The organism is Ensifer sp. 1H6, from assembly GCF_001976035.1.
GTDB lineage: Bacteria > Pseudomonadota > Alphaproteobacteria > Rhizobiales > Rhizobiaceae > Ensifer > Ensifer canadensis.
This window is the reverse complement of record NZ_MOAI01000011.1, coordinates 94,685-116,813: the sequence shown is the minus strand read 5'-3', so window position 1 is coordinate 116,813 and position 22,129 is coordinate 94,685. Positions and strand designations below refer to the sequence as shown.

The following is a 22,129-nucleotide window of genomic DNA, read 5'->3' as shown; positions in this document are numbered from 1 at the left end:
ATTATTGTCAAGATAGAAACGCCTCCCCAACAATTTATGGGATCGTCCCAATTCGGGGCGTTGCCGAACTGCAACGCTCTTTGCATCAAGCCGATGAAACCAGATGGCTTCCCATGCGTTCCTCCCCGTCGAGGCCTGCCCTCGCGGACATGTGAAAGGAAACGCATGCGTTGCCATATCCCCCTGATTTTCCTGTCGACATTGCTCCTCACAGGCGCGAGCCTTCCCAAAACCGGCCCCCTTCCCCTACCCAAACCACCTGCGGACGCACAGGCCGAGGCGCCGGTACCCGCTCCTGAAAAGAAGCCGGAAACGCGGGTGAAGGAAGGTGACGAAGACAAGGACCAGCAGCCTCCCAGCGGTCAACAGGGCAGCCAAGCGCCAACGCCTGAGCCGAAGCCGGCGGAAGGCACAGAAACTGAGAAGGACGGCGACAAGGGAGCCGACGGCAAGAAGGGCGACGCCGCCAGCGAGGAGAAGACCACGGACAAGCCGACTGACTACAAGGCGGAAGAGCCCCCCGTCATCTACCCGCCGGTCGAAAACGAGAACCCGACCGAATACGCCAAGTGCCTATCGGAGCTGAAAGCATTGGGTGCCGTTTTCACCGAAGCCAAGCGGATCGACGATGGCAAGGGCTGCGGCATCGACAAGCCGCTTGATGTGACAAGCGTGTTGCCCGACGTGAAACTGGCGCCGAAGGGGCTGATGCGCTGCGAGGCGGCGTTGGCATTGGCGCGCTGGACCAAGGAAGCAGTACAGCCGGCGGCCGACGTGGCGTTTGCCAAGGGTACGACCGTCAAGATGTTGAACCAGGCCTCCACCTATATCTGCCGCCTGCGCAACAACGCCCCGACAGGCAAGATCTCAGAGCATGCCCACGGCAACGCCGTCGACATCGCTTCGTTCACGCTCAGCGACGGCAAGACCATCGAGATCCAGCCTCGCGACGAGGATGGCACCATGACCGGCGCCTTCCAGCGTGCGATCACCGCTTCGGCCTGCCTGTATTTCAAGACCGTGCTCGATCCGGGCAGCGACGCGGCGCATGAGACGCACCTGCATCTCGACGTGATCGAGCGCGGGAACGGATATCGTTACTGCCGATAGAGCGTTTCCGCCTTGTACGGAGTCGCTGAACCGCTCTATCGTTTTGCTTCACGCATTTCCTGACGGAAAACCGCTTCGCGCCTTATCTGGAACGCTTTAATCCGCACCATAGCCAAGGGCGACGAACTCGCCTTCGAAACGCCCGGCAAGCTCACCGTCATCCAGCAACTCGGCGGCAACGACGATCCTTGCCCTGCCCCGACGGTGAAACAGCCGCAGGAAGCTCGGCCATTGCCCCATGTCCGCAAGGGTTGACCGAGAGGAGAATGCACCGGCAACCGGCTTCAGATACTCCATCCGGTTGCTCTGGATCACGAGGCGGGCCGGAACGCCCGCGTGCGTCAGCCGCACGTGCAGCAGCGACCAGGCGGCAAGGATGGAGAGTGCGGAGGCACTGCCGCCGAACACCGTTTCGCGATGATTGATGTTGGGAGCGAGCGGCGCAGATAGCCGCACGTGCTCATCAATCGCTTCGTCGACATGAACCTGCATCGCTGCCGAAAGCGGAATATGGGCGTGAAGATAAGCTTCAAGGTCCAACGGGGTCATGGCGGCTCAGATCGATTTTGCTCACATCGTATCGGTGGGCAGGCACTCGCAACATCAGCACGGACGCACTGATCAGGACAATACCCTCTCCCTTTCGTCACCATCAAGCGAGCAACCCGCACGGCTTGCACGGCAACAAAGGTGGCGTAGATACCTTGCAGGATCAGGTTTCCTTCCCCAGATAGCAGCCCAGGAATATCACTGCCCCCCAAGCCCGAGGAAACCTCCATGGCGCTCACAATGTACAGGCTCTCCGTTCCCACCTTCGTCCATGGCTTCAATGTCCTCGGCAAATTGCTCGACAAGGCCGAGGCCCATGCCGGCGAAACCGGTCTTTCGCTCGACGATCTGGTCAACGCCCGACTGGTCGCCGACATGCTGCCGCTTGCAGGCCAGGTGCAGCGCGCCAGCGACACGTCAAAGGGCACCATCGCCCGGCTGACCGCGCTCGAGGTGCCGAGCTTTCCCGATGAGGAGAAGACGTTCGGGGAACTGCGCGAGCGCATCGGCAAGACCGTCGCATTCCTGGAGACCGTTCGACCGTCCGATCTCGACGGCAGCGAAACCCGCGAGGTCACCCTGACCTTCACCAAGCTGAAGATGACGTTGAGCGGCGAGGACTATCTGTTGAAATTCGTGCTGCCGAACTTCTATTTCCACCTGACCACGGCCTACGACATTCTCCGCCATAAGGGCGTTCCCGTCGGCAAGGCGGACTTCATCAGCCTCAACTGAGACGTGGCGCCTCGGGAAGCGAAACGGGAGCGGAAACGCTTTAAAATCAATCCATAACGCCTCAAATCGATCTCGGTTTGAGCGTTATGCCTACAGCGCCGCGCGTCTTGTTAGACGCGCCAAGGTCGCTGTAGCGCTTTAAATTGCCGCTGCTTTTATCCCTAAATCGAATGCGATTTACGGAAACTTACAGTAGCCGGGAGCTCAAGCGTTTCCGATTTAGACGGAATCGCATAAGCGCTCTATCTCTTTGTTTTTACGCATTTCCTGACGGAAAACCGCTTCGCACTTTTCCTGGAACTGCTCTAGAACAGGCCTTCGATATAGCCCTGCTGATTGAGGTAGATCTTCTCCGATGACGGCACCTTCGGCAGGCCCGGCATCGTCATGATTTCGCCGGTGATGACGACGATGAAGCCGGCGCCGGCGGCAAGCCGCACTTCGCGGATCGGCACCGTGTGGCCCGTCGGCGCGCCGCGCAGGTTCGGGTCGGTCGAAAACGAATATTGCGTCTTGGCCATGCAGATCGGCAGGTGGCCGTAGCCCTGATCCTCCCAGGTGCGCAATTGATCACGCACCGACTTGTCGGCGATCACTTCGCTGGCGTGGTAGATGTCCTTGGCGATCGTCTCGATTTTGTGGAACAGCGGCATCTCGTCGGGATAGAGCGGCGAAAACTGCGAGTGGCCGCCTTCGGCGAGTGCTGCTACCTTTCGCGCCAGTTCCTCGATGCCTACAGAACCTTCGGCCCAGTGGCGGCAGAGCACGGCCTCTGCACCGAGCGTTGCGACATAGTCCTTGATTGCCTGCACCTCGGCCTCGGTATCGGAGGTGAAGTGATTGATCGCGACGATCGCAGGCACGCCGAACTTCTTGACGTTCTGGACGTGGCGGCCGAGGTTGGCGCAGCCTTTGCGCAGCGCCTCGAGATTCTCCTTGCCGAGATCGTCCTTCTTGACGCCGCCATTCATCTTGATGGCGCGCACGGTGGCGACGATGACGGCGGCATCGGGCTTGAGCCCGGCCTTGCGACATTTGATGTCGAAGAATTTTTCCGCGCCGAGATCGGCGCCGAAGCCGGCTTCGGTTACCACGTAATCTGCGAGTTTCAGCGCCGTGGTCGTCGCGATCACCGAGTTGCAGCCATGGGCAATATTGGCGAACGGGCCGCCGTGCACGAAGGCCGGATTGTTCTCCAGCGTCTGCACCAGGTTCGGCTGCATCGCATCCTTCAACAGCACGGTCATCGCCCCGTCCGCCTTGATATCGCGGGCAAGGACCGGGCTCTTGTCACGCCGGTAGCCGATGATGATGTTGCCGAGGCGCTTTTCCAGGTCCTTCAGATCCATCGAAAGGCAAAGGATCGCCATGACCTCGGAAGCAACTGTGATGTCGAAACCGGTCTCGCGCGGATAACCGTTGGCAACGCCGCCGAGCGAGCCGACGATGTTGCGCAGCGCCCGATCGTTCATGTCCATCACCCGTCGCCAGGAAATGCGCCGGATGTCGATGTTCTGCTCGTTGCCCCAATAGATATGGTTGTCGAGCAGCGCCGCAAGCAGGTTGTGGGCGGATGTGATGGCGTGGAAATCGCCGGTGAAATGAAGGTTCATGTCCTCCATCGGCACCACCTGGGCGTAGCCGCCGCCGGCCGCCCCACCCTTGACGCCGAAACAGGGGCCGAGCGACGCCTCGCGGATGCAGACGATCGCCTTCTTGCCGATGCGGTTGAGGCCGTCGCCGAGACCGACCGTCGTCGTCGTCTTGCCCTCGCCGGCGGGCGTCGGATTGATCGCGGTCACCAGGATCAGATGGCCGTTCTTGCGGTCCTTCTGTGCAGCAATGAATTCCGCGCCGATCTTTGCCTTGTCATGGCCGTAGGGCAGCAGATGCTCCGGCGGAATGCCGAGCTTTGCACCGATCTCCAGGATCGGCCTCTTCTTCGCGGCACGCGCGATTTCGATATCGGACTTGACCTCCACCATGGGTTTTCCCCTCCCCCCAAGCTGCATTTCTGTGCCTGACCCCATTCGGGATGAGGCGTTTCTTGCACCTTCGCCGGAAGGCACAACTCCGGCTGGAGCTGCCGCCCATCAGGCGCTGATCTTTATCGCGCGAGAATGTCGCGCATCTCGACGATGTTGGAGCGCACCCGCAGGATATAGAAGCCCATGGTCGCCAGATGCGTCGGCATGATCCAGCCGGCCTCTTCGCCGTTGGAGATGATGAACGGCTGGATGCGAAGTGCCGAGCGCAGCTGCTTGATCGTTTCCGTCCAGATCGGCGTCAGGCCGCGCTGGGCGACGACGTTCTCGAAGTCGGCGCCGGCAGCCGAAAGGATGCCGTAGTAACCGTAGAGCTGTCCGTAGGCGAACCAGAAACGGTCGTCGGCACGCGTGTCGAACCAGCCGCCATTGTGGTTTTCCGAGCGCTCGCGAATGATCGCCGAGGTGTTGCCGAGATCGTTGGCGATGCGGTCGAGGAACTCCACCAGGTTATCGGCGCGACCGTCAAAGACGGCATCGCACTTGGCAAGCGTGGTGTTGAAGGTGCGCATGTCCCGCATGGCAGCGCGATAGAAGCTCGGTGTCGGGGTCTTCGGGCCAAACGGATTGAGGCCGAAGTACCAGGTCTCCTCGTCGAACTGGATGTTGCCACGCGCCCGCTGCAGATCGTTGTTGATGCCTGACGTGCCGCGAACGCGACCGAGTGAATCGACCAGTTCAACCGAGGTACGGCGAACCGCCTGGTTGATGCCGCGCTGGAACGATGCCTTGTTGTCGAGCCAAGGCGTATCGTCCCAATCGAGGCCGAAGAAGCCGACCTTGTAGAGCAGCATCGACGAAATCCAGGCATTCTCATTGACGTTGAAATCGATGAGATCGGCCGCGACATCGACGATCGCCGAGGTCTGGCACTGGGTCCCGGCGGGCAGTTGCACGGCGGCAAGTGCCTCAGGCGTAACTTCGGCCGGCGGCGTAACCGCGGCCGCCTGGTTGGCTGCCGCTGCGCCGGTCGTCGTTTGTCCGGTCGTGACACCGGGCCCCGCCACAGGCGAACCCGCCGGCACCTTGCGCTCGGCGAGCTTGTAGCGATCAACATAGTCGGCATCGAAATTCGTCCAGGCCTGGGTCTGCCAGATGAAATAGCCGTAGAAGAAGATCAGGCCGAGCAGGATGATGCCGATCGGCCCCTTGATGATCCAGTTGCGCTGGCGATACCAGTTTCCAAGCGCAACGAACGGCCACAGCAGCCAGGCAACGGCCAGGCCGATGCCGCGACCGATCGCGGTAAAGACACGCTGGAAAAACGCGACGATCGGATCAAACATGTCCTATTCCTCTCTGAGGCCGTAAAGCTTGCGGCGGAAGGCCGCCTTGTCCTTGAGATATGTGCCGGTCAAGGTCGTCACAACATATTCCCTGAACTTTTCGCTGTAACGCTCGTAGGCGTCATAAAACCCCTGCTTGTCGAAGACGAAGCGGGAAACGAAATCGCGGGGAACGAGCTGGGCGATCAAGCGGTTGACCAGCCACTGATCGGGATGAACGGGCGCGGCCCTCACCAGCATGAAGCGGTTTGCCGGCGCGACATCCTGCATCCGGATGCTGCCCGTCGTCTGCACCATGCGCTGCATCTCCTGCAGGAAGGGATAGGTGGCATCCTGGGCAACGAGTGCCGCGTTGCGATGCATCCAGGTCTGCAGCCAGATCCGGTCGGCGCGGGCAAGATCCGTCGTCGGATCGGCATCGTTGATCAAACCGCGCACCACCATGTCGGCGCGATGCTGGTAGAGCCCTGAGTCCTCGACCCAGGACGCCTGGGGCAGTTGCAACCGCTTTGTCGAGGCCAGGAAATCGTAGATGCGGGCGTGATCGTCGATCGCGATGTAGCTGACCTGCCAGGGCCGCGACCGGCGGAAACCGGGGACCGACGGGTCGCAGATGACGGTCGTCGTCTTCTCGTCGAGGAAGACATAGACGCCGCCGAAGTGATTGGCCCAGAAGGCATCGTGGCGGAAAACCAGCTGATCCGGCACCAGCGCGTTCTGGCGGATGTCGCCCGTCACCTTCGCCAGTTCGACCATGCGGTTCAGCATCTCGTCATCAGTCCAGGCGGTCGGCACCTTCTTCAGTCGGTCGACCAGGCTCCTGAGTTCGGCCGCCTTGCCCAGCATGTCTTCTGCGGAAAGCACCCGGAAGCGCACCTCGTTGATCGACAGCAGATCATCGATGTCGTCGACGATGGAAACCGAATCCTCGATCTCGCCGTAGAGTGCATCCTTGATCGTCACTGCGTTGATCGCCCGACTGTTGGCGTTGAAGAACTCGTGCATCAACGCCGCCGTGTTGGAAAAGCTTGTGTGCACCACCGGCAGTTCCGCCTGATCCGGCGTCATGATGATGAAACGGCGGTTCACCCGGTTGGGGTCGAGATAGTCGCGATCGCCAAGCTCGTCGGCAATCTCCGGCGAGAACCCCGTCATGTCGATGCTGAAGCGTTCCAGCGCCGTCGGACGCAGGCCAAAGCCCTCCAGCGCCTTGTTGTAGCGCGCGATCAGATGCGGCTCGGCGATATCGAGCAGGCGTCCATAGATAAGCTCGGCTTCGAGCAGACGTTTCATAGCTCAGCGCTCCCCGCCATCAGCCCTGCCACCGGCCGTCGCGTTTCATCGCCTCGATCTCGCGGATCGCCTTTTCGCGCTGGCGCTCGCGGCGGATGATGTCGGTGACGGCGGCATCGTCCGACTTGTCGGTGTAGCGGAATTCGCTGTCGGCGTAGCGGTTGATTTCCTGCAGCACCATCTCGATGGTGATCGGGCCGCGAAGCGCCTCGATCATCGCTTTCTTCTCGTCATAGCCCTTGTGCATGAACGAGCCGGCATCCTTGAACCAGTCGTCGGGCAATTCGACGTCCATCGCCCTGAGCTTGACCGCGTCGGTGATGTTCTTGATCGCCCGGCCGGTAAAGCGCGGCTCTGCCTCCTTGATCATGTGCAGATAGGCGCCGACATCGGCAAGCGTGGCAAGCGCGCCCTTCTCCTTCTGGTACCGCTCCCAGACGGAAACCAGCCCCTCCTCCTGCGGTCGCGAATGCGCCCCGTAGGATTGCGACACGGCGCGCTTGATCTCCTGTCCCTCGAACAGCGCGTGCTCGCCGAGTGGGATCTTGTGGTTCTTGCCGACGAGCAGCGCGAAGATGTCGATATAGTCGTCTTCCGTCTGCGGCCCGTCGACCAGCCAGCGGGCGCCGGCGCGCTGGCGCAGCGCATCGTCGACATTCTCGGGATAGTTGGAGAACATGCCGAAGGTGCAGTTGCCGCGCACCACCGTCGATGCGCCGGCAAAGCTTTCCATCAGCACCGCCGTCACCTCGTGCTGGCCGGCCGATGCCCGGTCGTCGGAGCGCTTGGCCGCAACCTGGTCGACATCGTCGATGGTGCCGAAGCCGATGGCGCGCGGGTTGATGACGTTGTTGACGAACTCCTTGCAGTTCTGGCCCGATTTGCCCTGATAGGAGGAGATCTGGTCGACGCCGAAGTTTTCGTAGTGGAAGGCGTAGCCGGCGATCTCGCAATATTCGTTGAGCATGCCGGCGAGCATCTGGATCAGGATCGTCTTGCCGGTGCCCGGCATGCCGTCGCCGATAAAGGTGAACAGGAAGCCGCCAAGTTCGACGAACGGGTTCATCTGTCGGTCGAAGTCATAGGCCATCAGCATCTTGGCAAGCTTCAGCGCCTGATACTTGGCGATATGGTTGCCGATGATCTCTTCCGGTTTCTTGAAGGTCATCACCAGCGGCTTGCGCTTCTGGCCGGGCGCGACGTCGAAGCCGTTCAGGGTGAAGTCGTCCTGGTCGAGCCGGATATGCACGTTCTCGAAGCTCTGCAGGCCGGTAAAGCGGCCCTTGCGCGCAATAAGCCCTTCGATGGCAACGCGCGAAAACGCACGGGCACGCGCCGTCAGCGCCAAATCGTCGGCCGCACCGGAAATGCTGCGGTCGAGCGCCGCGATCAGCCCCTTCAGGGCATCCTGCGGCGTATCGAACAGGAAGTCCGGCTCGACGGCATCGTCCACCGGCTCGCCCTCGCCCGACAGCGTCGAGCCGAGATAGGCGGCCAGCGTGAAGGCGGAGATATAGGCGGAAGCGTTGAGCAGCGCCTTGAACTGGTTGGCGTCCTCGCCGGCAAGCGGCGCGGTCGTGTTGCGCGCCTGCAGCTGTTCGAGGTTCGTCTGGCGCGCGAAGACGTCGGCGACAGCCAGCGCCACCTGGATGCCGCGACGGGTCCTGTAGAGAACCGCATGCTGCGCCGGCGACAGCATCTGGTCGCCCTGCCGCACCGCCTGAACCGTGCGCGCAAGCTCGACCTCGCGGGTGCGGCGCTGGCCGCCGGTCGAAACCGTCGAAACAAACCGTCGCCCGGTGCCGGCGAGCGGTGTGCCGGCTGATCCCTCGTCCCGCTCGAGGATCACCAGCTTGGTCACCAGCCCCTGCGCGACCGCCTGGTGCTTGGCGATCTCGTCCTCGTGCAGCGTCGTCAGCCCGGTATTGAGCGTCATGCTTAAACCTCGCTCACGACCTGGTTTCCGGAGATGACATGCACCTTGTAGTCACCGAACACCTGGGCCGCCTCGCCCGATGCATAGAGCGCCTGATAGGCGTCGTGCGGCACCAGCGCATGTTTCTCGTAGGACGAAACGCCCATGCGCGTGGCCTCCAGATTGTCGGTGTCGATGTGGAATTCCTCCTGCGCCGGCGTCGTCGACCAGAAGCCGCGCTGTGCGGCGCGTTCGGCCTTCGAAAACACCTCCTGCACGGTCCAGGTCAAGAGCCAGGCATTTTCGGGCTTGCGCACCTTGGACAGGATCTCGTTGATCTTCGCATTGTTCTCGGTGATCCCGGCCGAATAGAACGGGCCAAGCACGATGCGCCGCAACTGCTTGGGGTGCAGCTCGGGGAAATCCTTGTCCATATTGGTCGCGATCGTCACCGGCGTCAGCGAGTAGGTGCTGTTCTTAGAGGCGAAATCATCGAAGCGGCTGGCAAGCTCCGGATTGAGCAGGCCGCCGACCGGCAGCGGAATCTCGACCTGTGGGTTGAGCTTGCCATCCGCGGTGACGAGCATCTCGACGATCTTCTCGGAGGAATCCTCGATCGTCGCCATATAGACCATCGGCAGGGTCTGGGTGCCGTCGAAGGCGCCCCAGCTCACGATGTAATAGGGCCGCATCGTCTTCGGGTTGACGGCAACGCGGATCGTTTCCGGCAGGATGAACGGCGAAAAAATCTCGCCCTTGCCGATCTGCTCGAGATAGAGCCGCTCGGCCATGCGCGACTGCAGCGCCTCAGGAAAAGCCTTCTGCCTAAGGATGAAGTCGGCCATCTCCTCGCGCAGGGCATCGGCCGAGGGAATATCCGCAAGCCGCTTCGGCGCCGCCTGGCGGTCGTTTTCCAGTTCGAGCACGTTCTGGAAAACCGGGAAGCCGCTCTCGGCCCGGGAGATCCTGAACTGATCGACGAAGCCGATGCGGTTCTCCCAGCAGGCGATCGAAGCTTTCAGCCGGGCGAGATAGGGAACGATCACCTCACCGACCACCGTATTGCGATAGAGCGGCGAATTGCGGTCACCGAGAAACAGCTCGAGCCCGGCAAGAGCCGAATGGATCGAGGCGAAATACTGCGTCACGGCGGGGGATGCAGCCACTTTCATGCCGTTCCCCCTGGCGCGTGCCGCAAGGCAAACTCGGACCCTATCATGTGCATGCCCGTGCCCTGCCGCCGATCACTGCTTCACGTAGTTGGCGGTGTTGTGCTTGTCCATGACCGTCTGGAAGCGTCGGGCAAACGCATCGTCGGCCAGCTTCTTGCGGCGCTGGATATCCTGCGTCGACAGCATGTTCTTCTCGTGCATTTCGAGCAAGTCGCCGATATGGCGCTGGGCAGCGGCGCCGATGCCCGCCATCGTCTCTTCCGCTGCCGTATCGACCTGGCTTCCGAGCGTATTGATCTTGTGGGCGACATCCTGCTGGGCGGCGGTCTTCAACGAATCCTCGAGCGCCTTGTAGAGCACGATGCGCTGCTCGGTATCGATCGTCAGCTTGTTGATCAGAGTGTTTTGTGCGGCGATCTGGTTGTTGAGCGAATCGACGAAGGTCTGGAACATCGAGGTGTAGCGCTCGAGCGTCTGGCTCTCGGCCAGCAGCTCCTGCTCCTTCGCCTGCTTCTCGTTGTATTCCGTCGCCAGCGCCGAGCGCTCGCCTTCAAGCTCGGTGCGCACCTTCTGCTCGGTCGACGCAGCAATGCGGTTCTCGATGTCGAGCAGCAGCGGGTTGAGCTCCTCGATACGCTTCTGCACCGCTTCGAGATTGGACATCGTGCCCTTGCGGCGCTCGATCACCTGGATCAGGCTCTGCTCGGAGGTCTTGTAGCGCTGGTCGAGGATCGACTTCTGGTCCTTGAGGATGCCGACGATGGTATCGGATTTCGACAGCAGCTCCTGCAGGTTGCCGGCGAGCGACATGTTGCGCACCCGGTCGGTGCGCATGCGCTGCATCTTCTGCTTGGAGAACATGCCGATGAATTTCTCGTAGCCGGTATAGTTCTTCATGCTCTCGAATTCGGAGCCGAAGACGTTGGTCGCATCTTCGAGCCCGATGATCAGGTCGGCGATGTTGGCCTCCATCACCTTCTGCTGGCTGATGACGTCCTGGATGCGGGCGTTCTCGATATCGAAATTGACGTCGCCGAGCTTGGTCTCGGCCTTGGCGAATTGCTCCAGCACGACGCCGGATTGCTCAAGCTTGCCGCGCATCTGCTCGACAACGCTTTTCGTCTTCTCGATTTCCGCGTCAAAATTCTGAAGAGTCGCCATATCATCCCCCTGGATCGGTTGAGGCAACAGATGCCATCCGGGCCAAATTGTTCAGCCTTCGATTGCAGGTATATAAAGGGTGTTTATCGAAAGAGAACAAGCCTCGCCGGCCGGCTTTTTTGGTCAGCCGTCCCGTCGAAGTGATTGAGATATCGAAGGCATTGCCTATTTGGCCGCGGATGGGTCCTTGAGATAGGCGATGACGTCGGCAATGTCCTGCGGCTTCTTCAGCCCGGCAAAGCTCATCTTGGTGCCGCCGACCATCGCCTTGGGGCTGAGGAGATATTCGCTCATCGTCGCTTCGTCCCAGACATGCCCCTCGGATCCGAAGGCCTTCATCGCTTCCGAATAGCTGTAGCTGGAGACCGAGGCGGCCGGACGGCCGATCACGCCCATCAGGCTCGGCCCCACCCTATTGTTGGGCTCGGTCGCCGTGTGGCAGGCGCCGCATTTACGGAAGACTGATGCCCCCGCCTTGGCGTCACCGCCAGCATGGCCGGGCGTCGCTCCGAGACAGAGACAGAGCAGAAGATAGGGAAGCAGACGCGGCATCGCGAACCTCATCGGGGAAAACCGGGATCAGCATGGCATCCAGAATGCGTGGCTTTCAAGACGCCATGCAGTCGCACCGCGATGCCGCGCGTCCGATAGAACGAGCGAAGGATGCTGTAGCACTGCAAACTCGCGGCATAACGCCCTGAATCGAATCCGGTTTATCGGCTTCAGGCGGGGTCGCAGCGCATCTTGTCTTCCCAATGGCGCCGGCAATAGGAGACATATTTCTCGTTGCCGCCGACCTCGACCTGGGCGCCTTCGCGAACGACGTTGCCCTGCCCGTCGAGACGGACGACCATGGTCGCCTTGCGGCCGCAGTCGCAGATCGTGCGCACTTCGCGCAGCTCGTCGGCAATGGCCAGCAGCGCCATCGAGCCCGGAAAAAGCTTGCCTTGGAAATCGGTGCGCAACCCGTAGGCCATGACGGGAACGCCGATGCGGTCGGCGACCCGCGCCAGCTGCCAGACCTGCTCCTCGTCGAGAAACTGCGCTTCGTCGACGAAGACGCAGGCAATCTGGCCCGCACCATCGGTGTTGAGCTTTTCGATCAACGCGTAGAGATCGTCGCCACCGTGGAACGGAATGGCATCCGCATCGAGGCCGATGCGTGACGAAATGCGCCCGGTGCCGGCACGGTCGTCGAACGCTGCGATCAGCATGACGACGCGCATGCCGCGTTCCTGGTAGTTGTAGGATGCCTGCAGCAGCAATGTGCTCTTGCCCGCATTCATCGTCGCATAGCTGAAATAGAGTTTGGCCATATCCTGCCGTTCCCGGAAATCGTCTTGCCGGTTCATGACGAGGCTTGGGCCCGAAGGCCAGAGCCCGTTTGCGCGACCCACAGTTTTTCGCCCAACTTGACCATTTCGTGGGCATTGCGACATTCTGCGTCGCAGCGTGCATCCCGTCCGCGTATTGACGCAATACACTTCCTTCGACATCAAAGCGCTTGAATTCGCTATCCAATGGTGTTTGGCTAAAGCTCCAATGTGTTTGGCTAAAACAATAATAGAGGCAGGGGAACGACAACGATGAACAAAGCACTCTCTCTCAAATTCATGCTCGCGGGCGCCGTTTCGGTGGCTGCCCTTGTTGCCGGAAACGCCGCGGCAGCCGAGCCTGAAAACTGTGGCACCGTCCGGTTCTCCGACGTCGGATGGACCGATATCACCGCCACCACCGCTACGGTTTCCGCTGTCCTCAAGGGCCTGGGCTACGAGACGGATATCAAGGTTCTCTCCGTTCCGGTCACCTACACCTCGCTCAAAAACAAGGACATCGACATCTTCCTCGGCAACTGGATGCCGACCCAGGAAAACGACGTGCGCCCCTATCTCGACGACAAGTCGGTCGAATCCTTCGGACCGAACCTCGAAGGCGCGAAATACACGCTGGCGACCAACGCCAAGGGTGCCGAACTCGGCATCAAGGACTTCAAGGACATCGCCACCAAGAAGGACGCGCTCGAGGGCAAGATCTACGGCATCGAGCCGGGCAATGACGGCAACCGCCTGATCATCGACATGGTCGACAAGGACACCTTCGGGCTCAAGGGTTTCGAAGTTGTCGAATCCTCCGAACAGGGCATGCTGGCTCAGGTCGCCCGCTCCGAGAAGGATGGCGCGCCGATCGTGTTCCTCGGCTGGGAACCGCATCCGATGAACGCCAATTTCAAGCTCACCTATCTCTCCGGCGGCGACGACATCTTCGGCGCCAATTTCGGCGGCGCCAGCGTCTTTACCAATGTGCGCGCCGGCTACACCACCGAATGCCCTAATGTCGGCAAGCTGCTCACGAACCTCAAGTTCTCGCTGCAGATGGAAAACGAGATCATGGGCAAGATCCTGAATGACGGCAAGGAGCCGGACGCTGCCGCAACGGAATGGCTGAAGGCCAACCCGACGGCGATCGACCCATGGCTTGCCGGCGTCACGACCAAGGATGGCGGCGAAGGTCTCGCCGCTGTCAAGACCGCGCTCGGGCTCTGACCGGCAGCAAGGCGGGGGAAGTCCCCGCCTTTTTTCACCGCATCGCGCGATAGTGTTGATCTGACGAGACGGATTCACCCTGTGGAATTTCTGACAGAATACCGCATTCCCATTGGCGGCTGGGCCAAGGCGTTCGTCGACTGGCTGACGACGAACTTCGAGTTGTTCTTCGACCAGCTCGCTCGCTTCCTGTCCGGCGTCGTCGGCGTTCTGCTTTATATCTTGCAGACGCCGCACCCGCTGATCGTCGTTGCGGTTATCACCGCACTCGCCTGGTGGTTCCGCCGTTCGCTCGGCGTGACACTGTTCACCGGCCTCGGATTGCTGCTGATCATCAATCAGGGCTACTGGAAGGAAACGACGGAAACGCTGGCGCTGGTGCTGGCGGCCAGCGTCGTCAGCATGGCCGTCGGCGTTCCGCTCGGCATTGCCGCCGCGCGCCGGGCCTGGGTCTACTCCGTCATGCGGCCGATCCTCGACCTGATGCAGACGATCCCGACCTTCGTCTATCTGATCCCCGCGCTCATTCTCTTCGGTCTCGGCATGGTGCCGGGCCTGATCGCAACGGTGATCTTCGCCATTCCCGCACCGATCCGCCTCACCCGTCTCGGCATCATCTCGACGCCGCCCTCGCTGGTGGAGGCGGCACAGGCCTTCGGCGCGACACCCGGCCAGGTGCTGCGCAAGGTCGAGCTTCCCTTCGCCATGCCGCAGATCATGGCGGGCCTTACCCAGACGATCATGCTCTCCCTGTCGATGGTGGTCATCGCCGCACTCGTCGGCGCCAACGGCCTTGGCGTTCCCGTGCTTCGCGCACTGAACTCGGTGAACGTCGCCAAGGGTTTCGAGGCTGGTCTCTGCATCGTCATCCTCGCCATCATCCTCGACCGCCTGTTCCGCTCGTCCGACGAAGGAGAGGGTGCATGACCGACGCCGTCGTTTTCAAGAATGTCGACATCATCTTCGGCAACAATCCGCAGACCGCGCTCCAGATGGTTGACCAGGGCAAGACCCGTGACGAAATCGGCGCCGCAACCGGCCTGGTGCTGGGTGTCGCCGGTGCGTCGCTCGCGATCAACGAGGGTGAAATCCTCGTGTTGATGGGGCTGTCAGGCTCTGGCAAGTCGACGCTGCTCCGCGCCGTCAACGGCCTTGCGCCCGTCGTTCGCGGCGAGGTCGAGGTCAAGACCGCAAACGGGCCGCTCAACCCCTATCGCACCACACCAAAGTCGCTGCGCGACTTCCGCATGCACACTGTGTCGATGGTGTTCCAGCAGTTCGCGCTCTTGCCCTGGCGCACCGTCGCCGACAATGTCGGCTTCGGCCTAGAGCTTGCCGGCATGCCCGACGCGGAACGCAAGGCCCGCGTCGGCGAGCAGCTAGAGCTCGTCAACCTGACGAAGTGGGCCGACCGCAAGGTCAACGAGCTTTCAGGCGGCATGCAACAGCGTGTCGGTCTTGCCCGCGCCTTTGCAACCGGCGCGCCGATCCTCCTGATGGATGAACCGTTCTCGGCCCTCGACCCGCTGATCCGCACCCGGCTTCAGGACGAACTGCTCGAATTCCAGCGCCGCCTGAAGAAGACAATCGTCTTCGTCAGCCATGACCTCGACGAGGCGTTCCGCATCGGCAACCGCATCGCCATCATGGAAGGTGGCCGCATCATCCAGTGCGGAACCCCGCAGGACATCGTCAGAAACCCGGCGAACCAGTATGTCGCCGATTTCGTCCAGCACATGAACCCGATCAGCATGCTGACGGCAAAGGACGTGATGCAGACCGGCATCCAACGCGGAGCGGCCGTGGCCGGCGTGACGGCGACCGCCAAGCCGACGACGCCGCTCGTCGATATCCTCGACGCCATGTCCCGACAGCCGGGCAGCGTCGGCGTCGTCGACAACGGCTCCGTCGTCGGCACGATCAACGCGCAAAACATCGTTGAAGGCCTGACGCGACACCGCAACAAAAGTTGACGAAAACGCACAAGAAGCCAATAAAAGCCCGGCACCAGTTCCGGGCTTTTTCGTCTGGAACCGCGCTTGAATTTCTGGAAGGACCGACGAATGACCGACAAACCGAACGTATTGCGCGAAACCGATGACGAGGCGCGCAAGCTTGCGCACACGCTTCTGCGCGGCGCACGCAGCGGCTCGCTTGCGGCGATCGAACCGGAGAGCGGTGGGTTTCCTTTCGTCAGTCGCGTTCTCGTCGGCATGGATGTCGACGGCGTGCCATTGATCCTGATTTCCAAGCTGTCGACCCATACCAAGGCACTGCTTGCCGACACGCGCGCCTCGCTGCTGACGGGCGACCCCGGCAAGGGCGATCCCCTCGCCCATCCACGGCTGACGGTTCAGTGCGAGGCCGAAGCGATCTCGCGTGATTCGGATGCCCATGCCCGCATCCGCGAACGATTCGTTCGCCGCCATCCGAAATCGAAGCTCTATGTCGATTTTCCGGATTTCGGTTTCTTCCGCCTGAACCCGTTACGCGCCAGCCTTAACGGTGGTTTCGGCCGCGCCTATGTGCTGACCGCGCAGGATCTGGTGATCGAATCACCCGCCACCGCATCGCTCGCCGCCATGGAAGCAGGCGCTATCGAGCATATGAACGCCGATCATGCCGAAGCGGTCAGATTTTACGCTGAAAAACTTTGCAACGGCCCGGAGGGTGACTGGAAAGTGGTCGGTATCGACGCTGCCGGCCTGGATCTGGCCCTTGGCGACCAACTGAAGCGGCTCGAGTTCCCCGCGCCAATGCGGGACAGCTCGGAGTTACGGCCACTTTTGCGCGAACTTTACGGTTAATCGCTCGCCAGATACCCCCATTTCTTGCAGTAGGTGGTTGCCCTTTTATGCATCACGACTAATTATCGTCCTTCGTCAACCATAACTACGTGTGATGTAATTTTCGCATGGAGCACGCAATGCAGCCACTTTCGCCTGAAAAACACGATGAAGCTGAGATAGCAGCTGGCTTCCTCTCGGCCATGGCAAATCCTAAGCGCCTTCTCATCCTCGATTCCCTTGTCAAGGAAGAGATGGCTGTCGGCGCATTGGCCAATAAGGTGGGCTTGAGCCAGTCCGCCCTGTCCCAGCACCTGTCCAAACTGAGAGCCCAGAATCTGGTCAGCACTCGCCGTGACGCTCAGACGATCTACTATTCCAGCTCGTCCGACGCGGTCATGAGAATTCTGGGTACGCTCTCCGATATCTACGGCGTCGAAGCAAATGCCGTGACAGAAAAGACTTTGGTCCGCCGCTCGGCCTGACCTACTCAGTCCGTAACAGGGATCATGCCCTGAAGTAGCCCCACACGAGAAATCGCGCGGGGCTTACTCTTTTCTGGAAGATCGGCAGACGGGGCAAGCCATTGCCCGGCCGAAGTGCCTCGTTGCCCAGGTAACATCGACCGTCAATGTTGCCAGGGGCTTGCCTGCGATGTTTACGCGGCCTTGAGGTTTCGGGGTCAGGATGCGCCCGGACATTACAGCGCCGCGCCTCAAATATGACGCGCAAAGGACGCTGTAGCATTTTGAACCTACTGCCGGGACATCGGGTTTCACGCAATGCAAGACAAGGTCCGTTGGGGCATCGCTGGTACCGGCGCGATCGCGAACAGCTTCGCGTCCGATATCCAGTTTACCGGCAATGCTGAGCTGGCCGCTGTCTATTCCCGGAGCAAGGAGAAGGCCAACGCCTTCGCCGCCCGTTTCGGCGGCATCGCCAGCCATTCCAGCATCGATGCCTTTGCCGCCGATCCAGGTATCGATGCCGTCTATGTCGCCTCGCCAAACGCCGTGCACCTGGAGCACGCGATCGTCTTCCTGTCGGCGAACAAAACTGTGCTGGTCGAAAAGCCGCTGGCAACGTCGTTCGACGATGCGCGCTCACTCGCAGCCTTGGCTGCAGCCAAAAACCTTTTCGCCATGGAAGGCATGTGGACCTGCTTCCTGCCAGCGATCGCCAAAGTCCGGACCCTGCTCGGCGCAGAGGCTCTCGGCGGCATCCGGCATGTCATAGCCGAGCTTGCCTATGAAAAACCATTCGATCCCACCAGCCGCTTCTTCGACGCAAGGCTCGGCGGCGGATCGCTGCTCGACCTCGGCATTTATCCACTGTCCCTGTGCCTCAACCTGTTCGGACAACCACGGGCGGTCGACGGACGCTGGCAAAGCGCGCCCACCGGCGTCGATCTTTCGGCCGAAATGCGGCTTTCCTACACCGGCTTCCAGGCCCATCTTTCCTGCGGCTTCGACCGCGACGGCGACAATCGGTTCATCATCGACGGCGATCGCGGCACCCTCGTCATCGACGCGCCGTTTCTGAAGGCGAGCCGACTGTTTCTTGGCGACAACGGTCTTGTCCGCAAAGTCATCGCACCTCGGGGCCAGGGCCCGTGGGCAAAGATGCTGACGCGCATTGCCAGGCGCGTCTCCTTGCCCGGCCTTCAACGCTTCGATCTGCCGTTCCCGGGCAACGGACTGCAATTCGAGATCGAGGCGGCAAGTGCGGCGATCCTGGAGGGCTGGCACGAGCACATCCTGATGCCGACATCGCGCAGCATCCAGGCGATCGAAATCATCGAGACGATCCGTGCTTTACCGCCGTCATAGATCGAGCGGGCGATAGCCCTGACGACCGCTGTTGAGCGCAAGCACGATCTCGGTCAGATGGCGCGCGGTCGCGCCGGAGAAGTACGGCGTTTCCCCACGAGCGATCGCCTCGGCCTGGGCGGCAATCCCGCCAACGAAATCGATCTTCGAGGGATAGGCGGGCAATTGCGACGCCACGACCCGGGCAGGATAGCGTACCTTCCGGCCGGCATAGAGCCGGAGCGGCAGCTTGCGGCCGACCTTCCACTCGACCCAGTCGAGGATACGGTGTTGCAGCGGGCGCTTCGCCCCGAAGGCCTCCAGATGTATGGGCGAGCGGTTGTCCCAGAGATCGCGCACGACGATGGTGCCCTTGTCGCCGATGATGGTCAGCGAGCGGTCGCGCGGAGCCGCAAGCCCGCAGGTCACACGAGCCGTCACGCCGGAGCGGAAGGAAAGGCAACCGACCGAAAAATCCGGGCCAAGGCTTAAGTTTTCCGTGCCCGGCCCCTTGTCCGGGAAGGTCAGGGCGGAAATGGCGCTGACTTCGGCAACCGGTCCGAACAGCGAAACGAGCCAGCTTGCGGCATAACCTGCATGTTCGAGTGTGCAGCCGACTTCGAACTCATGCACGCCGGGCCAGCGGGCGCCGGAACGGCTGCGCCACTCGCGCCAGTTGGCTTGGAACACCGGACCATCTTCCATTTCCGCATAGACGAGGCGTGGCGTGCCGATGGCGCCGCTCGCAAGAAGCGAGGTGCAGAGCGCGTGCGCTTCGCTGAGCGCATTGGCCGGCGCACCGGCAAGCACCATCCCCCGCACTCGCGCCAGATCCACCAGCTCGCTGGCCTGCTCGACATCCATGGCCAGCGGCTTTTCGCAATAGACATGCTTGCCGGCCAGAAGTGCTGCGCGATTTACCATGTAGTGGCTTTCCGGCGTCGTCAGATTGACGACGATCGTGACCGCGGGATCCGCCAGCGCCGCGTCCAGTGAAGCGTAGCGGTTGACCTTCCAGTAGCCGGCAAACGCCGCCAGGCGGGCTTCATCGCGATCCCAGACGCCGGCGAGGCGCAGTTGCGGATGGTTGGCAAGCGTCGTCATGTAGTAGTCGGCAACGAAGCCGGTTCCGACAAAGGCTATCCCGGTCATTGCTGCAGCCCCCTAGCGTGCGTCGGCAAGGAACGACGCGACATAGACGAGCGGCGCATTCCAGTTGATGGTGATCTCATTGGAGCCATAAGCCTCGATATCGTCGGCATAGCAGGTCTGCGGCGCACAGCCCTGCAGCCGCTGCTTGGCGATCGCATCCACCGGCGTCGAATTCGGCCCGCCGGCAAGCGAGCCAACCGGCGGATTGGGCAGGGTCGGGTCCACCTGGTGCGCGTACCAGCGGCTGTGCTGGTTCTCGGGCGAGCGCGCGCCATAACCTGTAATGTAGGACATCGCCATGGCATTGCGGCCGAGAATGTAATCCATGCTTTCGCGCGCGGCATTGAGGAAGGCCTTGTCGCCCGAAAGGTCGAAGGCCGTCGACAGGACGATGATGTTTTGCAGGATCAATTGGTTCGATCCCCAGTCGTACTGGTGGTTCGCCGGGCGGTAGATCTGCCCGAACGGTTCCGCTGCCTGCAGCGACAGGAATGTCCGCGCGGCCGTCAGAACCGAACTTCGCACCATGTCGAGTTCGGCCTTGGGCAGGGCTACGCCGTAGAGCGCCAGCTGCAGCCGGGCGAAACCGGCAACATTGCGCCAGTGGAACGCGCCGGTCGACGGCAGCACATCGCCGGACCAGTGCGGAGAAGCGCGCAGCGCATCGAGGTACGTCGCCTCTCCGGTTGTCAGGAACAGTTCTGCCGCGGCCCAATAGAGTTCGTCCGACGCGTCGTCGTCATCGTAATCGCCGCCGCCCGAATTGCCGTCGGATTTCGGCGCGAGCAGGACCGGATTGGCATTGGCCGCCACCCATGCCTTGCGCGCTGCCGAAAGCAGCGTTGCGGCAAAGGTCGGGTTGTCCTTCGCGAACAGCCGCGAGGCCTGCGCGGCAACGGCCGCCACATCGAAGGTCGCCGCCGTCGAGGGCCGGTGCAGCGCCCGCGGTTTCGGATCCTCGCTTGGCAGCATCGGCGGCGACGACCACTCTGTGTCATGGATCTTGTGGTGCACCATCCCGGCAAGCGGCTCACCGTCCGGCACCATCATTGCAAGCAGGAACTGCAGCTCCCATCGCGCCTCGTCGAGCAGATCGGGAATGCCGTTGCCGCTTTCGGGAATGTGCGAAAGCCGATCGCCGAGGACGGGCGAGGCAGCACCGCCAAAGACACGGCCGCGCTCGAATGTCGCCAGCAGCTGCGCGACCGAGACCGCACCGTTGACCGCGTATTTGCCGTGATCGCCGGCATCGTACCAGCCGCCGGAAACGTCGAGACGATAGGAGCAGGACCAGTCGCCATAGAGCGCCTTGGCCTCGTCGCCAGTCAAGCAGCCGACTGATTGGTCGCCCTCGTTCGGCGCGACGCCGATATGCCCAGCCGGCCTGGCATAGGCCTTGCCGGCGATATCGCCGCGGATCTGGATACCGCTGCGCTGCGGGTAGAACCAGGAGAGCGCGTCTACGCGCAGGCGGCCATAGAGATCGTCAGAGATCGAAAAGCGATCGCTAGTCCAGTCACCGGAGACCAGTCGGTACCCGTTGCCGGGAACGGCATAGGCGGAAAAGTCCGCCACGTGCGTCCTGACGCCGGCGGACGGATCAAACCCGCTCGGTCGCGTTGTCCCCTCGCCGACGACGGCATCGCCTGCATCGATCAGTTGGAAGGAAATGGCGCGGCGCGCATCGGAGATCACCGTTGCCCGCTTTGGACCATCGGTGAAATAGCCGAGCTGGTTCACCCGAATGGCCGGCCCCTGGTTCGCTCGGCTGGCCGCACCAGCAGAGGCCTCGATCTCCACCAAGGACAAGTCATCGATGCAGAAGCGCCAGGATTTTTCAGCGCCGCCGAGCGGGAAAATCAGTTGGGCCTCATCCTCTTCGGAGGCCATGAAATCTGCCGAAAACGGCGCACGCTCCGGCGCGCCTGCGATGCTGAACTCGCTCTGCACCGTCCAGGGCTCGGCGCCACGCTGGATGCGGGCGGACACGGCACGGGCAGGATCAGCCGCGGTCGACAGCGAGAGCCTGTAGTGAAGGCCGGGCTCGAGTTTCAACCCGTTGACACCAATGAGCCTGTCCCAGGTGTCACCGCCCGCCGAAACGTCGGCACAAAGCTGCCTTCCGCTCCGGGTCAGAGCCACGCCTTCCCCGGCCCAAAAAGTGTCCCGGCCTTGCTCGAAGCGTCCGTCGACGATCAGGTCGGCGGCCGCGGCCATGCCTGGCAGAAAGAGGACGGCAATGGCCGCCAGCGCTATCCCCAACCTCGACACTGTCTCGCCACTCCGCATCTTTCGCCACCGGACCGCACCGTCGGGGGACGGCGGGAAACATTGCCATGGATCCGGCGATACACGGCGCGGTAGCGTTGACGCAAACAGGTTAAACTTGAGAAAACGTCTGAGCCGATAACGGAAATTCCCACTCTTGGGACGCCTCGGATAGGCGGGCATTTGCCACCAGCGGAATATACCGCACTCGAATTCCGGGGCGCGCCCTGAGCGATAACGCGCCGGCGCTCCAGACTTGACCCGAACCGGCGCCCTGATAGTTTGACCAAAGGGTAAAAGAATCCA

19 protein-coding genes are annotated in these 22,129 nt (G+C 61.7%); 8 read left to right on the top strand and 11 right to left on the bottom strand.

Features of this window, described 5'->3' with window-relative positions; all coding sequences use genetic code 11:
• Window positions 1-165: 165 nt before the first annotated feature.
• Window positions 166-1,110 carry an extensin family protein gene (locus BKP54_RS15110; RefSeq protein WP_025427976.1) on the top strand — a complete coding sequence of 315 codons (945 nt, stop codon included), beginning with the start codon at window positions 166-168 and terminating at the stop codon, window positions 1,108-1,110.
• Window positions 1,111-1,206: 96 nt separating this feature from the next.
• Here the strand turns inward: BKP54_RS15110 and BKP54_RS15105 are convergent, their stop codons facing one another.
• On the bottom strand, window positions 1,207-1,659 hold the full coding sequence (locus BKP54_RS15105) for a YiiD C-terminal domain-containing protein (RefSeq protein WP_025427977.1): 453 nt from the start codon (window positions 1,657-1,659) through the stop codon (window positions 1,207-1,209).
• A 228-nt stretch (window positions 1,660-1,887) separates the two neighbouring features.
• Here BKP54_RS15105 and BKP54_RS15100 point away from each other — a divergent pair, with 228 nt between their 5' ends.
• On the top strand, window positions 1,888-2,394 hold the full coding sequence (locus BKP54_RS15100; protein ID WP_025427978.1) for a DUF1993 domain-containing protein: 507 nt from the start codon (window positions 1,888-1,890) through the stop codon (window positions 2,392-2,394).
• Between the two features lie 305 nt (window positions 2,395-2,699).
• On the opposite strand, the gene BKP54_RS15095 is transcribed toward BKP54_RS15100, so the two are convergent.
• From BKP54_RS15095 to BKP54_RS15060, 8 genes are all read right to left on the bottom strand, one after another.
• Complete coding sequence (locus BKP54_RS15095) at window positions 2,700-4,379, bottom strand: formate--tetrahydrofolate ligase (protein WP_025427979.1); 1,680 nt, start codon at window positions 4,377-4,379, stop codon at window positions 2,700-2,702.
• A 122-nt stretch (window positions 4,380-4,501) separates the two neighbouring features.
• Complete coding sequence (locus BKP54_RS15090) at window positions 4,502-5,725, bottom strand: DUF2333 family protein (protein ID WP_025427980.1); 1,224 nt, start codon at window positions 5,723-5,725, stop codon at window positions 4,502-4,504.
• A gap of 3 nt (window positions 5,726-5,728) precedes the next feature.
• Complete coding sequence (locus BKP54_RS15085; protein WP_025427981.1) at window positions 5,729-7,018, bottom strand: DUF6638 family protein; 1,290 nt, start codon at window positions 7,016-7,018, stop codon at window positions 5,729-5,731.
• A gap of 19 nt (window positions 7,019-7,037) precedes the next feature.
• A complete protein-coding gene (locus BKP54_RS15080; RefSeq protein ID WP_057221003.1) occupies window positions 7,038-8,954 on the bottom strand; it encodes an AAA family ATPase in 1,917 nt (638 codons plus the stop codon).
• A 2-nt stretch (window positions 8,955-8,956) separates the two neighbouring features.
• A complete protein-coding gene (locus tag BKP54_RS15075) occupies window positions 8,957-10,105 on the bottom strand; it encodes a hypothetical protein (RefSeq protein WP_025427983.1) in 1,149 nt (382 codons plus the stop codon).
• 72 nt (window positions 10,106-10,177) lie between these two features.
• The gene (locus tag BKP54_RS15070) at window positions 10,178-11,266 is read right to left on the bottom strand and encodes a hypothetical protein (RefSeq protein ID WP_057205736.1); all 1,089 of its coding nucleotides are present in this window, start codon (window positions 11,264-11,266) and stop codon (window positions 10,178-10,180) included.
• Window positions 11,267-11,431: 165 nt separating this feature from the next.
• A complete protein-coding gene (locus BKP54_RS15065) occupies window positions 11,432-11,818 on the bottom strand; it encodes a cytochrome c family protein (RefSeq protein WP_025427985.1) in 387 nt (128 codons plus the stop codon).
• Window positions 11,819-11,988: 170 nt separating this feature from the next.
• Window positions 11,989-12,582, bottom strand: coding sequence for a thymidine kinase (locus BKP54_RS15060; RefSeq protein ID WP_025427986.1), 594 nt, complete (start codon window positions 12,580-12,582; stop codon window positions 11,989-11,991).
• 270 nt (window positions 12,583-12,852) lie between these two features.
• Here BKP54_RS15060 and BKP54_RS15055 point away from each other — a divergent pair, with 270 nt between their 5' ends.
• The 6 genes from BKP54_RS15055 (at window position 12,853) to BKP54_RS15030 (ending at window position 18,424) form a co-directional block, all read left to right on the top strand.
• Complete coding sequence (locus BKP54_RS15055) at window positions 12,853-13,809, top strand: choline ABC transporter substrate-binding protein (RefSeq protein ID WP_025427987.1); 957 nt, start codon at window positions 12,853-12,855, stop codon at window positions 13,807-13,809.
• 81 nt (window positions 13,810-13,890) lie between these two features.
• Entirely contained in the window at window positions 13,891-14,736 is an 846-nt protein-coding gene (gene choW, locus BKP54_RS15050) for a choline ABC transporter permease subunit (RefSeq protein WP_025427988.1), read from the top strand.
• Window positions 14,733-15,782, top strand: a complete 1,050-nt coding sequence (gene choV, locus BKP54_RS15045) for a choline ABC transporter ATP-binding protein (RefSeq protein WP_025427989.1) — start codon at window positions 14,733-14,735, stop codon at window positions 15,780-15,782. Before choW ends, choV begins: the two co-directional genes overlap by 4 nt.
• A 90-nt stretch (window positions 15,783-15,872) precedes the next feature.
• Entirely contained in the window at window positions 15,873-16,616 is a 744-nt protein-coding gene (locus BKP54_RS15040; RefSeq protein ID WP_025427990.1) for a HugZ family protein, read from the top strand.
• Between the two features lie 119 nt (window positions 16,617-16,735).
• Window positions 16,736-17,080, top strand: coding sequence for a metalloregulator ArsR/SmtB family transcription factor (locus tag BKP54_RS15035; RefSeq protein WP_025427991.1), 345 nt, complete (start codon window positions 16,736-16,738; stop codon window positions 17,078-17,080).
• A gap of 297 nt (window positions 17,081-17,377) precedes the next feature.
• Window positions 17,378-18,424 (top strand): Gfo/Idh/MocA family oxidoreductase, encoded by a 1,047-nt coding sequence (locus BKP54_RS15030; RefSeq protein ID WP_084814554.1) that lies wholly within the window; start codon window positions 17,378-17,380, stop codon window positions 18,422-18,424.
• Here BKP54_RS15030 and BKP54_RS15025 read toward each other — a convergent pair.
• Complete coding sequence (locus tag BKP54_RS15025; protein ID WP_025427993.1) at window positions 18,419-19,555, bottom strand: Gfo/Idh/MocA family oxidoreductase; 1,137 nt, start codon at window positions 19,553-19,555, stop codon at window positions 18,419-18,421. The genes BKP54_RS15030 and BKP54_RS15025 overlap by 6 nt on opposite strands.
• A 12-nt stretch (window positions 19,556-19,567) precedes the next feature.
• Window positions 19,568-21,826: a glycoside hydrolase family 9 protein gene (locus tag BKP54_RS15020; protein WP_245317836.1), complete on the bottom strand. Its 2,259-nt coding sequence runs from the start codon at window positions 21,824-21,826 to the stop codon at window positions 19,568-19,570.
• Window positions 21,827-22,129 lie beyond the last annotated feature (303 nt).

What these genes read in the sequence shown, in the direction of transcription:
- BKP54_RS15075 (WP_025427983.1), bottom strand. Translation starts at nt 10,105, where the DNA reads ATGAAAGTGGCTGCATCCCCCGCCGTGACGCAGTATTTCGCCTCGATC.
- BKP54_RS15035 (WP_025427991.1), top strand. Translation starts at nt 16,736, where the DNA reads ATGCAGCCACTTTCGCCTGAAAAACACGATGAAGCTGAGATAGCAGCT.
- BKP54_RS15055 (WP_025427987.1), top strand. Translation starts at nt 12,853, where the DNA reads ATGAACAAAGCACTCTCTCTCAAATTCATGCTCGCGGGCGCCGTTTCG.
- BKP54_RS15090 (WP_025427980.1), bottom strand. Translation starts at nt 5,725, where the DNA reads ATGTTTGATCCGATCGTCGCGTTTTTCCAGCGTGTCTTTACCGCGATC.
- BKP54_RS15040 (WP_025427990.1), top strand. Translation starts at nt 15,873, where the DNA reads ATGACCGACAAACCGAACGTATTGCGCGAAACCGATGACGAGGCGCGC.
- BKP54_RS15100 (WP_025427978.1), top strand. Translation starts at nt 1,888, where the DNA reads ATGGCGCTCACAATGTACAGGCTCTCCGTTCCCACCTTCGTCCATGGC.
- BKP54_RS15060 (WP_025427986.1), bottom strand. Translation starts at nt 12,582, where the DNA reads ATGGCCAAACTCTATTTCAGCTATGCGACGATGAATGCGGGCAAGAGC.
- BKP54_RS15025 (WP_025427993.1), bottom strand. Translation starts at nt 19,555, where the DNA reads ATGACCGGGATAGCCTTTGTCGGAACCGGCTTCGTTGCCGACTACTAC.
- BKP54_RS15070 (WP_057205736.1), bottom strand. Translation starts at nt 11,266, where the DNA reads ATGGCGACTCTTCAGAATTTTGACGCGGAAATCGAGAAGACGAAAAGC.
- BKP54_RS15085 (WP_025427981.1), bottom strand. Translation starts at nt 7,018, where the DNA reads ATGAAACGTCTGCTCGAAGCCGAGCTTATCTATGGACGCCTGCTCGAT.
- choV (WP_025427989.1), top strand. Translation starts at nt 14,733, where the DNA reads ATGACCGACGCCGTCGTTTTCAAGAATGTCGACATCATCTTCGGCAAC.
- BKP54_RS15030 (WP_084814554.1), top strand. Translation starts at nt 17,378, where the DNA reads ATGCAAGACAAGGTCCGTTGGGGCATCGCTGGTACCGGCGCGATCGCG.
- BKP54_RS15065 (WP_025427985.1), bottom strand. Translation starts at nt 11,818, where the DNA reads ATGCCGCGTCTGCTTCCCTATCTTCTGCTCTGTCTCTGTCTCGGAGCG.
- BKP54_RS15095 (WP_025427979.1), bottom strand. Translation starts at nt 4,379, where the DNA reads ATGGTGGAGGTCAAGTCCGATATCGAAATCGCGCGTGCCGCGAAGAAG.
- BKP54_RS15110 (WP_025427976.1), top strand. Translation starts at nt 166, where the DNA reads ATGCGTTGCCATATCCCCCTGATTTTCCTGTCGACATTGCTCCTCACA.
- BKP54_RS15080 (WP_057221003.1), bottom strand. Translation starts at nt 8,954, where the DNA reads ATGACGCTCAATACCGGGCTGACGACGCTGCACGAGGACGAGATCGCC.
- BKP54_RS15105 (WP_025427977.1), bottom strand. Translation starts at nt 1,659, where the DNA reads ATGACCCCGTTGGACCTTGAAGCTTATCTTCACGCCCATATTCCGCTT.